We start from the raw sequence: 13,878 nt of genomic DNA on the forward strand, positions 1-13,878 counted from the left end.
GTCGGAGTCCGACGGTCGGCGGCTGTGGTGGGATCGAGGCATGCGACCGTGGCTGGGCTCCGGCACCCTGCGCCGGGATCTCGCACTGGCCGGCGCGTCGCTGGCCGGCGGTCTGGTGCTGTGGACCCTCGGTTGGCAACCGCAGATCCGTCCGCACCCCGACGTGCCGCCCGCGCTGTTCCTGCCATCGCTGCTGGCGATGTGCGTGGCCGTGGGCCTGCGACGGGTCGCCCCACGCACCAGCCTGGCCGTCGGCACCGGGGCGGTGGTCGTGGACATCGCGCTCGGCGGCTCGCTGGGGACGATCCTGATCTTCACCCAGGTGCTCTACGACGCCTGCGTGTACGGCCCGCCACGGCTGTGGCGGTGGCTGCTGCGGGTGACCATCGGGCTGAGCCTGGTCGGCGCGGTCGTCGGCGTGCTCCTCTCCGACCAGTGGAGCGGGGTCGCCGTCGGGGTGCTGGTGGTGCTCGCCGGCCTTTTGCCGGTGCTGACCGGGATCAGCGTGCGGCAGTACCGCGACCAGGCCGCCGCCGAGCGGGCCCGGGCCGAGCAGACCGCCCGGCTGGTCGAGCTGGACCGGTGGCAGGCGGTCAGCGCCGAGCGTGCCCGGATGGCGCGGGAGCTGCACGACCTGGTCGCCAACCACCTCAGCGCGGTGGCCATCCACGCCACCGCCGCGCTGTCGGTGCCGGGCCTGGAGCGCGGACAGGTCGAGTCGGCGCTGCGGGTCATCCGGGAGAGCAGCGTGCAGGGCCTGGCGGAGATGCGGCAGATGATCGAGCTGCTGCGCGAGCCGGGCAGCCGCGGTGGTCGGGCGGTCGACGGCGGCGCGCTGCCCGAGGCGGTCAGCGCGCGGCTGTCCGAGGCGGACCGGCTGGTCGAACGGATCAGGGCGGCCGGCCTCGCGGTGCGGGTGCGCACCGATGGCACGCCGGGCCCGCTGCCGGTGGGCGTGGATCTCGCGGCGTACCGGATCGTGCAGGAGTCGCTGACCAACGCGCTCAAGCACGGCACGGGCGAGGCGGAGCTGACGATCGCGTACCGGCCCGCGGAGGTGGTGGTGACGGTGGAGAACCCGGTACGCCGGGGCGGGGCCGGGTTGCCCGGCGCCGGGGCGGGGTTGATCGGGATGCGGGAGCGCGCCACGCTGCTGGCGGGCCGGTTCAGCGCCGGACCGCACGACGGCCGCTGGCAGGTCCGGGCCACGCTGCCCACGCGGGTGGACGGATGAGCGCGCCGTCGCGGGACCCGGGCGGGGCCGGGGAGCAGCCGGTACGGGTGGTGCTGGCCGACGACCAGCCGGCGGTACGGGCCGGGCTGACACTGATCCTGGCCGCCGCGGCGGAGATCGAGGTGGTGGGCGAGGCGGGCGACGGCGACGAGGCGCTGCGACTGTGCCGGGAGCTGCGCCCCGACGTGGCGGTGCTCGACATCCGGATGCCGCGCCGGGACGGGATCTCCGCGACCCGGGCGATCGTCGCCGAGGGGCTCGCCGACGTGCTGGTGCTCACCACCTTCGACCTGGACGAGTACGTCTTCGGCGCGCTGCGCGCCGGCGCGGCCGGTTTCCTGCTCAAGGACACCGACGCCGCCGGTCTGGTCGCCGCCGTGCGGACGGTGGCGCGCGGGGACGGGTTCATCGCCCCGGCGGTGACCCGTCGGTTGATCGCGGCCTTCGCGGCCACCGCGCCGGGAGCGTCGGCGGCCATCCGGGCCGCGGTGGGCACGCTGACCCCGCGCGAACGCGACGTGCTGGCCTGCCTCGGCCTGGGCCTGTCCAACCAGCAGATCGCCGACCGGCTGGCGATGGCGGAGAGCACCACCAAGACGCACGTGAGCCGGATCCTGGCGAAGTTGGACCTGCGCAGCCGGGTGCAGGCCGCCATCCTCGCCCAGGAGCTGGGCCTGCCCGCCCCCGCCCCGCCATCCTGAGCCGGGGCCGGCGGCCCGACGTGAAGATCCAGGTCAGGACGTGCCAGGCTGGTGGTGTGGGGAGTACGCCGGGCGGTGGGGAGCTGACGGCCACGCTGCGCCGGATCGAGCGGGCGGCGGGGGCGCTGGCCACTGCCAGCGTCGCCCGGATGGACGAGACACTGCCCTGGTTCCGCGCCATGCCGGCCGACCAGCGCTCCTGGGTGATGCTGGTGGCCCAGGCCGGCGCCCAGTCGCTGGTGCAGTGGCTGCGCGACGGTGGAGGCACCGCGGACAGCACGCAGGAGGTCTCCGACGAGGTCTTCGCCGCCGCCCCCCAGGCGCTGGCCCGGTCGATCACCCTGCAGCAGACCGTCGCGCTGATCAAGGTGACCATCGACGTGGTCGAGGAGCAGGTGTCGCACCTGGCCGCCGAGGGCGAGGAGCAGCAACTGCGCGAGGCGGTGCTGCGCTTCTCGCGGGAGATCGCGTTCGCCGCCGCCCGGGTCTACGCGCGCGCGGCCGAGTCACGCGGCGCGTGGGACGCCCGGTTGCAGGCGCTGCTGGTCGACGCGCTGCTGCGCGGTGACTCGCCGGACGTGCTGGCCAGTCGGGCCGCCGCGCTGGGCTGGGCGGACGCGCCGCCGGTCGCGGTGGCGGTGGGTCGCTCCCCCGGCGGTGAGGTCTCCGCCGTGCTGCACGTGGTCTACCGGCAGGCCCGCCGGATCGGCGTGGAGGTGATCGGCGGGGTGCACGGCGACCGGCTGGTGATCGTGCTGGGCGGCGCCGCGGACCCGCTGGCCGCCACCGCCAAGTTGCTGAGCGCGTTCGGCGACGGCCCGGTCGTGGTCGGTCCCGCCGTACCCAGTCTGGACGAGGCCACGGAGTCGGCGCGGGCCGCGCTGTCCGGCTTCCGGGCGGCGCCGGCGTGGCCGACCGCCCCCCGGCCGGTGCCGGCCGGGGAGCTGTTGCCGGAGCGTGCGCTCGCCGGCGACGCGGAGGCCCGCCGCCGGTTGCGGCACGACGTGTACGCGACGCTGGTGCGCGCCGGTGGCGAGCTGCTGGAGACCCTGGACGCGTTCCTGGCCGCGGGCGGTACGTTGGAGAGCGCCGCCCGGGCGTTGTTCGTGCACCCGAACACGGTGCGGTACCGGTTACGCCGGATCGCCGAGGTGACCAGCTTCTCGCCGCTGTCTCCGCGGGACGCGTTCGCCCTCCAGGTGGCGTTGACCGTCGGCCGGCTGGATCCGGTGGTCCCGGTGACCCCGCCCGTCCCGAGCCAGACAATGACCCCGCCCGCCCGGAAAACGGCGCAAACCGGTGATGATCCCCGCCGATCTTTGTAGGAACCCTCCAAAGGTCCTAGTGTGGTTTGGTCGGGGCCGGCACAGCGCTACCCACGCGTATCCGGGAGAGTCATAGGCGTGCTCGCCGTACTTAGTCCCGGCCAGGGTTCGCAGAAACCCGGCTTCCTGACCCCCTGGCTCGACCTGACCGGCACCGAGGCGCGACTGCGCTGGTGGTCGGCGCTGGCCGGGGTCGACCTGCTGCACCTCGGCACCGCCGCCGACGCCGACGAGATCAAGGACACGGCACGCACCCAGCCGCTACTGGTCGCCGCGGCGCTGCTCGCCGCCGAGCACCTTCCGCTGCACGACGTGACGCTCACCGCCGGGCACAGCGTCGGCGAGCTGGGTGCCGCCGCGCTGGCCGGGGTCCTGCCGGCCGAGGCCGCGATCACCCTCGCCGGCGTGCGGGGCCGGGAGATGGCCGCCGCGTGCGCCCTCGAACCGACCGGGATGGCGGCCGTGCTCGGCGGCGACCCGGACGAGGTGCTCGCCGCGATCGCCGCGCACGGGCTGCACCCGGCCAACCGCAACGGCGCCGGGCAGATCGTCGCCGCCGGCGCGCTGGACGGGCTGGACAAGCTCGCCGCCGAGCCGCCCGCGAAGACCCGGATCATCCGGCTCCAGGTGGCCGGCGCGTTCCACACCCCGTACATGGCGCCGGCCGAGACCGCGCTGGCCGCCGTCGCCGCCGGCATCGTTCCGGCCGACCCGACCCGGATCCTGCTGTCGAACCTCGACGGCACCGCGGTCGACCACGGCCGGGAGATGGTGCAACGCCTGGTCCGCCAGGTCACCGCGCCGGTCCGCTGGGACCTGTGCATGCGCACGCTCGCCGACCTCGGCGTGACCGGCGTGATCGAGCTGCCCCCGGCCGGCACGCTCGCCGGGCTCGTCAAGCGCGAGCTCAAGGGCGACAACGCCCCGGAGATCGTCACCCTGAACACCCCGGACGACCTGCCGGCCGCGCGGGACCTGATCGCCCGGCACGGCATGACGCCCAGTCACAAGCCGACCATGCGGTTCGGCGTGGTGGTGGCGCCGTCCGCCGGCACCTTCGCCCCCGCCGACGGGCTGACCGAGGGCGGGACGATCCGCCTCGGCCAGGTCATCGGGCACGTCGGCACCCGCCAGGGGCCGGTCGAGGTGGCCGCGCACCAGGGCGGGGTTCTCACCGAATGGCTCGCCCACCACGACGACCCGGTCGCGCCGGGCCAACCGCTCGCCCGCATCGGAGGACTTTCATGACTGGCAGTCGCATCGTCTCGATGGGGCACTACCAGCCCTCGCGGGTGGTGACCAACGACGACATCGCCCAACTCGTCGACACCAACGACGAGTGGATCCGGGACCGGGTGGGCATCGTCAGCCGGCGGATCGCCGACAGCGAGACGGTGGCCGACATGGCCGCCGCCGCCGCCGGCAAGGCACTGGCCAACTCCGGCCTGACCGCCGCCGACATCGACCTGGTCGTGGTCGCCACCTGCACGTCGGTCGACCGCAGCCCCAACGTGGCCTGCCGGGTCGCCGCCAAGCTGGGCATCACCGCGCCGGGCGCGTACGACGTCAACACCGCCTGCTCGGGCTTCGGCTACGCGCTGGGCACCGTCGACCACGCCATCCGGGCCGGGGCGTCGCGCAACGCGATCGTCATCGGCGCCGAGAAGCTCTCCGACTTCACCGACTGGACCGACCGCTCCACCTGCATCATCTTCGGCGACGGCGCCGGCGCGGCGGTGGTCACCGCGACCGCCGACGACGAGCCCGCCGGGATCGGCCCGGTGATCTGGGGTTCCGTGCCGGAGAAGAGCGACGCCGTCCGCATCGAGGGCTGGCGCCCGTACATCCAGCAGGAGGGCCAGGCGGTGTTCCGCTGGGCCACCACCGCGCTGGCGCCGCTGGCCCTGCAGGCGTGCGAGCGCGCCGGGGTCGACCCGTCGGAGCTGGCCGCGTTCGTGCCGCACCAGGCCAACGGCCGCATCATCGACGGCATCGCCAAGCGACTCAACATCCCCGACGCGATCATCGCGAAGGACATCGTCGAGTCCGGCAACACCTCCGCGGCCAGCGTGCCGCTGGCCCTGTCCAAGCTGGTCGAGCGCCGGGAGGTGCCCTCGGGCGCGCCGGTGCTGCTGTTCGGCTTCGGCGGTGGCCTGACCTACGCCGGTCAGGTCGTCCGCTGCCCCTGAAACCCCCTCCAGCGCGTACGCGCCGAGGAGTGGCGGCCGGCGACGCCGGTCGCCGGAGAACCCCCGATGAAAGGAACCAACCGCAATGACCCGTGACGAGATCACCACCGGCCTCGCCGAGATCCTCGAAGAGGTTGCCGGGGTGAACCCGGACGACGTGGCCGAGGGGAAGTCCTTCACCGACGACCTCGATGTCGACTCGCTCTCCATGGTGGAGGTCGTGGTGGCCGCCGAGGAGAAGTTCGGCGTCAAGATCCCGGACAACGAGGTGCAGAACCTCAAGACCGTCGGCGACGCTGTCACCTACATCGCGGCGCAGTCCTGATCATGAGTCGTCCCGACGTCGTCGTCACCGGGCTCGGCGCGACGACCCCGCTCGGCGGGGACGTCGCGTCGACCTGGGACGCAATGCTCGCCGGCCGCTCCGGGGTGAGTGCCCTCACCCAGGAGTGGGCCGCGCAACTGCCCGTCCGGATCGCCGCCCAACTGGCCGTGGACCCGTCGGAGGTGCTGGACCGGGTCCGGCTGCGCCGGCTGGACCGCTCCGAGGCGATCGCGATCATCGCCGCCCAGCAGGCCTGGGCGGACGCCGGCCTGGCCGACTCCGGTCTCGACGCGGAGCGGCTGGCCGTCAGCGTCGGCTCCGGCATCGGCGGCGCCACCACCCTGCTCGCCCAGGACGACATCCTGGAGGCGTCCGGGCCGCGGCGGGTCTCCCCGCACACGATCCCGATGCTGATGCCGAACGGTCCGGCCGCGTGGGTCGGGTTGGAGCTGGGCGCCAAGGCCGGCGTGCACACGGTGGCCAGCGCCTGCGCCACCGGCGCCGAGGCCATCGCGCTCGGCCTGGACATCATCCGCGCCGGCCGGGCCGACGTGGTGGTGGCCGGGGGCACCGAGGCGGTCATCCACCCGCTGCCCATCGCCGGTTTCAGCTCGATGCGGGCCATGTCGACCCGCAACGACGACCCCGAGCGGGCCTCCCGCCCGTGGGACAGGGGCCGCGACGGCTTCGTCCTCGGCGAGGGCGCCGGCATCGTGGTGCTGGAGCGGGCCGAGCACGCCGCCGCCCGGGGCGCCCGGGTGTACGCCCGCCTCGCCGGTGCGGGAATCACCTCCGACGCGTACGACATCGTGCAGCCGCACGCCGAGGGCGAGGGCGCCATCCGGGCCATCGCCAAGGCGATCGCGGACGCGGACGTCGCCAAGCGCGACATCGTGCACGTCAACGCGCACGCCACCTCGACCCCGGTCGGCGACATGCTGGAGATCGGCGCGCTGCACAAGGCGCTCGGCGATCACCCGGTGCTCGCCGCCACCAAGTCGATGACCGGTCACCTGCTCGGTGCGGCCGGCGCGCTGGAGTCGATCGCCACGATCCTCGCCATCCGCGACGGCGTCGTTCCTCCGACGATCAACCTCGACGACCCGGAGGACGGCCTCACCCTGGAGGTTGCCGCCCACAAGGCTCGCCACATGGAGATCCCGGCCGCGTTGAACAACGCGTTCGGCTTCGGCGGCCACAACGTGGCGCTCGTCTTCACCCGGGCCTGAGGCCCACAGCCGCGCGTCAGGCCGGGTGCCACGGATCTCGTGGTGCCCGGTCCGACAGCGACCGACATCGTGCGGCTCCCGGCTCCCGCCGAGACCCGGCGCGATGGTCGCCGACGGCTACCATGCGGTCGTGCCCGACGAGAGCGCGGACGGCGTCGATCTGGATTCCGGTCGGCGGTTCGTGGTCTGCGGGGACAACGCCCTGGCCCGCCGGCTGGTCAACGAACTGGTCGACCGGTACGGCGTGACGGTGACCGTGGTGCTGCCGTCGTTGACCGACAACCACGCTCCGGACATCGCCGAGTTCGCCGCCGAGGCGGTCGCGGCGGGTCCGCGCCCCGAGGTGGTGGTGGCCCGCCGGCTGACCAGCGACGTGCTGCACCGGGTGGGGGTACGCGGGGCGGCGGCGGTCGCGCTGGTGAGCGCGGACGACGTGGCCAACGTGGACGCCGCGTTGATCGTCCGGGAGTTCGACCCGGACGTGCGGATCGTCGTCCGGCTGTTCAACCCGGTGCTCGGCGAGGGCGTGGCCACCATGCTCGGCGACTGCGCGGTGCTGTCCGGGTCGGAGATCGCCGCGCCGGCGTTCGTGGCCGCGACGCTGGGCGACGACACGCCGACCTACCTGCGGTTGCCCGACGACGAGCTGCTGAGGATCGCCAGTCGCGCCACCCTCGACCCGGCCACCACGGACGTCGTCTGCGCGCTGGCCGACACGAGCGGCCCCGAGCCGGTCACCCTCCCGGCGGACGAGGACGCCGCCGACCTGGTGCTGGTGCGGGCGTACGGCCGCCGACGGTCGGCGCCCACCCCACCGCGCCGCCGGCTGCTGCGGACCGCCCGGTTGGTGCTCGGCCGACGACTGCGCTGGGCGCTGGGCGCGACCGCCGGGCTGTTCGCGGTCTGCAGCGTGCTGCTCGGCCAGGCCCGGAACCTGGATCCGGTGGAGGCCGGCTACCTGACGCTTCTCACCGCCCTGGGCAGCGCGGACGCGGACCCGACCGGCTCACCGGTGGAGAAGGTCACGGCGCTGCTGCTGGTGGTCACCGGCGTGGCGCTGGTCCCCACGGTGACCGCGCTGGTGGTCGACTCGGTGGTGCGGGCCCGACTGGCGGTCGCGGCCGGTCGGCTCACCGACCCGCTCGACGACCACGTGATCGTGGTCGGGCTGGGCAACATCGGCACCCGGGTGGTGCAGGAGTTGCACTCGTTCGGCCTGACAGTGGTGGCGGTGGACCGGGCGGCCACGGCCCGTGGCGTGGCGGTGGCCCGGGAGCTGGGCCTGCCGGTCCTGATCGGCGATGCGACCAGCCCGGAGACGTTGCGGGCGGCGTCCGTGTCGACCTGCCGGGCGCTGGTGGTGCTCTGCGCCGACGACGTCACCAACCTGGAGACCGCGCTGCTCGGGCGCTCGCTGCACCGAGCGGCGTCGGCTGGCACGGCGGCGCCGCTGAGGGTGGTGTTGCGGCTGTTCGACGAGGGGTTCGCGCAGCGGGTGCAGCGCGCCTTCGGGATCAACCACTCACGCAGCGTCTCGTACCTGGCAGCGCCGGCGTTCGCGGCGGCCATGATGGGCCGCGAGGTGATCGACACGATCTCGGTGGGGCGGCGGGTCCTGCTGGTCGCCGAGCTGCCGGTCGGTGCCGGCTCGGAGGTGGAGGGCAGCACCTGTCCGCAGATCAGCCGTCCGCGTGAGGCCCGGGTGATCGCGATGCGCACCGGCCGGGTGGGGCAGACGATCTGGTCCCTGCCGCAGCGGCGGCCGCTGGTGCGCACCGATCGGCTGCTGGTCGTCGCCACCCGGGCCGGGCTGGCGGCGCTGCTGGCACGGACGGCGCCGAGCAGCGACCCGCCGCCGATGTCGGCCGGCACGGTCGGTGGGACGCCGTTGCGGTTGCTCATCCCACCGGCGGCGCGCCAGCCGGGCACGGACGCCGCGCCGCCAGGCCCGGCCGCCAGCGGCGACGCCGCCGACCAGCCGGCGACCGGGGACGGTCGGTGAACCCCGGGCGGGCGGTGCTCGGTCAGGTGGCGCAGGTGGTGGCGGGCAGGCCCGGCACGGCCACCGGGGACCGTCCGCCCGGACGGGCCTTGCCGGCCAGCACAGCGGCCAGCGCGGTCATCGACGCCCGGCTGGAGGAGTACGTCGCCAGCAACGTCGGCGACGTCGCCTTGGCCAGGACGTACGGGGTGTCCAGGGCGACGGTGACCGCCGCGCCGGCACGCAGGTCGTTGGTGCCGTCGCCGTAGCCGACCAGGTGCACGACGGTGCCGCCGCTGGGCTTGACCGGCACGCCGGCCGCGGTCAGCGCCGCGGTGAGTGCCGCCCGGGTGCTGTCCCGGCCACCGGAGGAGGTGACGGTGACCGGCCCCCGCACGGCGCCACCGCAGGTGCCGCGCAGCACGGTGACGGCACCGGCGGCCAGCGCCTCCGCCGCCGCGCGGTGCGCCGCGGCGTTGAGCGTGGACATCTGCGCGGGCGGAAGCGCCGCCAGCCGGAACTTCATGGTCAGCACCCGGGTGACCGCCTCGACGAGTCGGGCGCGGGGCAGCGACCCGCCGCGCAGCGCGGCGAGCAGCCCGTCGTACGCCTGGCCGACGTTCGGGGTCATGAGGATCAGGTCGTTGCCGGCGTTCAGCGCCCGGACGGCGGCCTCACCGGGTGCCCAGCGCTTCGCCGGCGGCATGTTCATGCCGTCGGTGATCACCACACCCTTGAAGCCGAGCTGACCGCGCAGCACGTCGGTGAGCAGCTTGTGCGAGAAGGTCGCCGGGGTGCCGGGGTCGATGGCCCGTGCGTCCAGGTGGCCGGACATCACGGCCATCGCTCCGGCGTCGATCCCGGCGGTGAAGGGTGGCCACGCCCCACTCTGCAGCGCCGCCGCCGACTGGCTGAGCACCGGCAGGTCCTGGTGCGAGTCGTCGGCGCTGTGGCCGTGCCCGGGGAAGTGCTTCAGGGTGGCCGCGACGCCCGCGGCCTGCAGGCCACGGACGGCGCCGCCGACCTGGGCGGCGGCCTGCTTCGGGTCCGCGCCGTACGACCGGGAGCCGATCACCGTGCTGCGGGTGGCCAGCACGTCGGCCACCGGGGCGAAGTCCACGTTGATGCCCATCGCGGCCAGCTCGGTGCCGGCGGCCCGCCAGGCGGCCTCGGTCAGCTCCGGTTTGCCGGCCGCCCCGGCCGCGAGGGCGCTGGGCAGCAGGGTGACCCCGTCGGTGACCCGGGTCACCACCCCGTACTCCTGGTCGGTGCCGATCAGGAAGGGCGCCGGGCCGGCGGCGAGCTTCCCGGCGGCGCCGCGCAGCCCGCCGGTCAGCTCGTGGACCTGCTTCGGGTTGTCGACGTTGGTGGTCTCCTGGTTGCCCTTGGTCGGGTCGTCGGCGCTGAACCCGACCAGGATCAGCCCGCCCAGCCGGTACCTGGCGATCATCTGGGCCGGGGTGTCGACGCCGGCCAGCGCCTGGTTGCCGGCGGCGGAGCCGGGTGAGACCTTCGTCGCCGAGTCGCCGTAGGCGTACGGCATCAGCACCTGGCCGACCAGATCCTCGTCGGACAGCGTGGCGACCAGCGCGGCGGCGCGTGCGGCGGGGTCGGCCGGGTCGGCGGCCGGTGTCGTGGCGGGTGCACCCGGGCCGGCGGACGTGCCGGACGGGCCGGGCGTCGGGGCAGGGCGTTCCGGGCCGCCCGAGCAGCCGGAGACGAGCAGGGCGGTCAGGGCGGCGACGGCGACGCTGGCGCGGCGCGGGCGAATCGACACGCCGCCCATCCCACCAGTTCACCCTTATCGGGGCAACTTGACCTTACCGGCCGGCCGGCCCGCGCCAGCGCGCCGACGACGTGCGGGCAGGTGGGCGGGTCGGAGCTGGCCGGGTCACCCGACCCTGGTGAGCAAGGTCACCGGAGCGCCGTCGCCGGCGTACCGGTAGGGCTCCAGGTCAGCGTCCCACGCGGTCCCGAGGGCCTTGTCGAGGGCGTGCGCCAGCGCCTCCGGCGCCCGGCTGCCGGCCATCAGCGCCCGCAGCCGGTCCTCGCCGAGCTGGATGTCACCGGCCGCACCGACGGTGGCCCGGAACAGGCCGCGTGCCGGCACGTACATGAAACGCTCGCCGTCGGCGCCCGGACTCGGTTCCTCGGTCACCTCGAAACGGATCATGGGCCACTGCCGGAGGGCAGCAGCCAGCTCGGCGCCCGTCCCCGGACGACCGGTCCACCCGCACTCGGCCCGGCGTGCGCCGGGGTCGACGGGCTGAGCCGTCCACTGCAGGTTGACCGGCGCGGCTAGGACGCGCGCGATCGCCCACTCGACGTGCGAGCACACGGCGAGCGGGGTCGAGTGGACGTATACGACGCCACGCGTTGGCACGGTGACCTCCCGGAGAGCGAGGTGCGTCTTCCCCTACGACCTCGTCAACCAGGTGGTTCCTGCAACACATGATGACTTGTGTGACGGATGGTGCGCCAGGGAATCGGAAAAAACGCCGGCCGGAATAGCCGGACGGGTGGTCTCCGTTGCCTCTCAGGACACCGCGACGACCAGCCTGATGTCGTGGTCATGTACAGTTCCATCGGCGGCTTCTGCCGCGTTACATCTTCGTGGGCCGACCCAGTGTCGCCCGCACACAGCCCCCGGACGTCCAGTCCTCCCGTACGTCTTGCAAGGAGTACCTCCGTGGCGAGCAACACCTCTAAGACCGCGCGCGCGTCCGTCCGGGCCGGCCAGGCTGGCCAGGGTGGCGCCCTCAGCGTGCTGGGCGAGTTCAAGTACCTCATCCCGCTCAACAACGGCAAGCACGCCTACGTGCGGAACCTGACCAACGGCAAGACCGTGCACCTGCGCACCGACTCCGAGGCCTTCCTCGAGGAGATCCGTGTGCTGGCCGCCGCCGGCCACGCCGCCAAGATCCGGGCGGAGATCAACAACCTGGCCGCGACCCACCCGGGTGACGGCTGGGAGGCGACCGAGAAGCGCCTGGTCGCCGCCGGCGTCTTCGAGGGCTGAGCCCTCCCCCACCGCAGCATCTGAAACCGCCCGTCGGGTCTTCCCGGCGGGCGGTTTCGCGTTGCGGCGGCGGCCGGAGCGCCCGGGTTCAGGCCGGTTCCAGCAGGGTGACCTCTCCCGTGGCCAGGTCGTAGAGGCCGCCGACCACGGCGACCAGGCCGGCGGCGACCGGCCCGGCCAGCAGATCGTCGTCCCGCAGGGTGCGCACCGTGCGCCGGACGTGGCGGCGGATCGCCAACGGATGCACCGCCGGGTCGTCCAGCCCCGCCTCGATCACGGCCGGAGCGATCTCGTCGACCAGGTACGCCAGCGAGCCGCCGGGACGCTCCCCGCCGCGCAGCGCATCCACGGCGGCCCCCACCGCGCCACACCGTTCGTGGCCCAGCACCATCACCAGCGGTACGCCGAGCTGGCCGACCACGTACTCGATGGAGCCGCACACCGCGCGGTCGAGCACGTGCCCGCCGGTGCGGATCACGCAGATCGCGCCGAACGTCTGGTCGAAGATCGCCTCCAGCGGCACGCGCGAGTCGATGCAGCCGAGCACCACGGCGTACGGCTGCTGGTCGCCGGACGCGGCGGCCGCGGCCGTCACGTCGTGCCCGTGCACGGGCTGGCCGCTGACGAAGCGTCGATTGCCGGCGAGCAGGTCGGCCAGCGCGGCGCGGGGCGTACCACCGGCCTGCCGCCCCTGCGCCGAAGGTCCGCCCGCCTGCGGGCCGGGCGCTGCCCCCGACGACCCCATGCCGTCCAGCTTGGCCCGCCGTCGCCGGCCACGGGCGGGGTCGGGAATGTTCGCGCGGACGTGATTGGCGTGGTGTCATGGCGGGTAGCCCGTGTTACCGCCGGGTATCCCGGTGCTGGTGGTACGGGGCGGCCCTCGGGAGGTGGCGATGCCGGAGCGGTTCGAGGTCGGGCTGGCCGACGGCGTCCGGCTGCACGTCGAGGTGGCAGGGCCCGCGGATGCCCAGGTCACCGCCGTCCTGCTGCACGGCTGGACGCTGGACGGGCGCAGCTGGCACCGCCAGGTGGACGCACTCACCGGGCCGACCGGCGACGGGGTGCGGGTGGTCACCTACGACGCGCGCGGGCACGGACGGTCCAGCTGCATGGCGCTGCCCACGGCCACGCTGGCCCAGCTCGGCGACGACCTGGCCGCGGTGATCGACGCGGTGGCACCGACCGGGCGGGTCGTCCTGGTAGGGCACTCCATGGGCGGCATGACGATCATGGAGTACGCGCACCGCCACGCCGCCCACTTCGCGGCCCGCACCGCCGGGCTGGTCTTCGTCTCGACCACCGCCGAGGGGCACACGCACACGGTCTACGGGCTGTCGCCGCGGATCGCCCGGCTGATCAGGCTGGCCGAGACCACCGGCGCCGGTGTCCTGGCCCGCTGCGGCTCGTGGCGACCGCCCCGGGCGCTGCTGCGCGCGCTGCAACCGAGCATCCGGTGGATGCTCTTCGGCGACCGCTGCGAACCGGCCGACATCCGGCTGGTGACCTCGGCGGTGGCCCGCGCCTCGCTGCGCTCGATCGGCGGGTTCCGCGCGTCGATCGGCACCCAGCACCGGCTGGACACCCTCGCCGCGCTGGCGCACCTGCCGGCCGCCGCCCTGGTCGGCGACCGGGACCGGCTGACGCCCCCGCCGTGCGCCGAGTCGATCGCCGCGGCCCTGCCGGCCACCGAGTTGACCGTCTGCCCGGGCGCCGGGCACATGCTGATGATGGAACGCCCGGACGAGGTGAACGCCGCGCTGACCGGTGTCCTGGGCCGGGTGCTCGCCGAGCCGTCGCCGGACGCGGCGGGTGCGAGCGCCGTCGGAGCGGGTGCCTGACCACGTTCCCGCACCTCGGGCGCGGGGCGCCCGGTCG

Annotated in this window: 13 protein-coding genes; 10 read left to right on the forward strand and 3 right to left on the reverse strand. The window is 74.5% G+C overall.

Annotated elements, in window-relative coordinates; genetic code table 11:
* Positions 1-40 precede the first annotated feature (40 nt).
* From ACTWLT_RS16650 to ACTWLT_RS16685, 8 genes are all read left to right on the forward strand, one after another.
* On the forward strand, positions 41-1,234 hold the full coding sequence (locus ACTWLT_RS16650) for a sensor histidine kinase (RefSeq protein WP_445319163.1): 1,194 nt from the start codon (positions 41-43) through the stop codon (positions 1,232-1,234).
* Positions 1,231-1,935, forward strand: a complete 705-nt coding sequence (locus ACTWLT_RS16655; RefSeq protein WP_445319164.1) for a response regulator — start codon at positions 1,231-1,233, stop codon at positions 1,933-1,935. Before ACTWLT_RS16650 ends, ACTWLT_RS16655 begins: the two co-directional genes overlap by 4 nt.
* On the forward strand, positions 1,929-3,260 hold the full coding sequence (locus ACTWLT_RS16660) for a PucR family transcriptional regulator (protein WP_445319246.1): 1,332 nt from the start codon (positions 1,929-1,931) through the stop codon (positions 3,258-3,260). Before ACTWLT_RS16655 ends, ACTWLT_RS16660 begins: the two co-directional genes overlap by 7 nt.
* Positions 3,261-3,338: 78 nt before the next feature.
* Positions 3,339-4,508: an acyltransferase domain-containing protein gene (locus tag ACTWLT_RS16665; RefSeq protein ID WP_445319165.1), complete on the forward strand. Its 1,170-nt coding sequence runs from the start codon at positions 3,339-3,341 to the stop codon at positions 4,506-4,508.
* Positions 4,505-5,449: a beta-ketoacyl-ACP synthase III gene (locus ACTWLT_RS16670; RefSeq protein ID WP_252417807.1), complete on the forward strand. Its 945-nt coding sequence runs from the start codon at positions 4,505-4,507 to the stop codon at positions 5,447-5,449. Before ACTWLT_RS16665 ends, ACTWLT_RS16670 begins: the two co-directional genes overlap by 4 nt.
* An 85-nt stretch (positions 5,450-5,534) precedes the next feature.
* Entirely contained in the window at positions 5,535-5,774 is a 240-nt protein-coding gene (locus ACTWLT_RS16675) for an acyl carrier protein (protein ID WP_074313380.1), read from the forward strand.
* Between the two features lie 2 nt (positions 5,775-5,776).
* The gene (fabF, locus tag ACTWLT_RS16680) at positions 5,777-7,003 is read left to right on the forward strand and encodes a beta-ketoacyl-ACP synthase II (RefSeq protein ID WP_252417808.1); all 1,227 of its coding nucleotides are present in this window, start codon (positions 5,777-5,779) and stop codon (positions 7,001-7,003) included.
* Between the two features lie 130 nt (positions 7,004-7,133).
* Positions 7,134-9,005: an NAD-binding protein gene (locus ACTWLT_RS16685; protein ID WP_445319166.1), complete on the forward strand. Its 1,872-nt coding sequence runs from the start codon at positions 7,134-7,136 to the stop codon at positions 9,003-9,005.
* A 22-nt stretch (positions 9,006-9,027) separates the two neighbouring features.
* Here ACTWLT_RS16685 and ACTWLT_RS16690 read toward each other — a convergent pair whose 3' ends face one another.
* The gene (locus tag ACTWLT_RS16690; protein ID WP_445319167.1) at positions 9,028-10,770 is read right to left on the reverse strand and encodes a glycoside hydrolase family 3 protein; all 1,743 of its coding nucleotides are present in this window, start codon (positions 10,768-10,770) and stop codon (positions 9,028-9,030) included.
* A 105-nt stretch (positions 10,771-10,875) separates the two neighbouring features.
* The gene (locus tag ACTWLT_RS16695) at positions 10,876-11,367 is read right to left on the reverse strand and encodes a DUF3145 domain-containing protein (RefSeq protein ID WP_203175116.1); all 492 of its coding nucleotides are present in this window, start codon (positions 11,365-11,367) and stop codon (positions 10,876-10,878) included.
* Positions 11,368-11,673: 306 nt separating this feature from the next.
* Between ACTWLT_RS16695 and ACTWLT_RS16700 the strand changes: the two genes are divergently transcribed.
* Positions 11,674-12,003: a hypothetical protein gene (locus tag ACTWLT_RS16700; protein ID WP_252417811.1), complete on the forward strand. Its 330-nt coding sequence runs from the start codon at positions 11,674-11,676 to the stop codon at positions 12,001-12,003.
* A gap of 88 nt (positions 12,004-12,091) precedes the next feature.
* Here ACTWLT_RS16700 and ACTWLT_RS16705 read toward each other — a convergent pair whose 3' ends face one another.
* Positions 12,092-12,748, reverse strand: coding sequence for a carbonic anhydrase (locus ACTWLT_RS16705; protein ID WP_445319168.1), 657 nt, complete (start codon positions 12,746-12,748; stop codon positions 12,092-12,094).
* A gap of 148 nt (positions 12,749-12,896) precedes the next feature.
* On the opposite strand from ACTWLT_RS16705, the gene ACTWLT_RS16710 reads away from it, so the two are divergent.
* Positions 12,897-13,841, forward strand: coding sequence for an alpha/beta fold hydrolase (locus ACTWLT_RS16710; protein WP_445319169.1), 945 nt, complete (start codon positions 12,897-12,899; stop codon positions 13,839-13,841).
* The last annotated feature ends 37 nt before the right edge of the window (positions 13,842-13,878 follow it).

Source organism: Micromonospora yongxingensis, assembly GCF_052601155.1.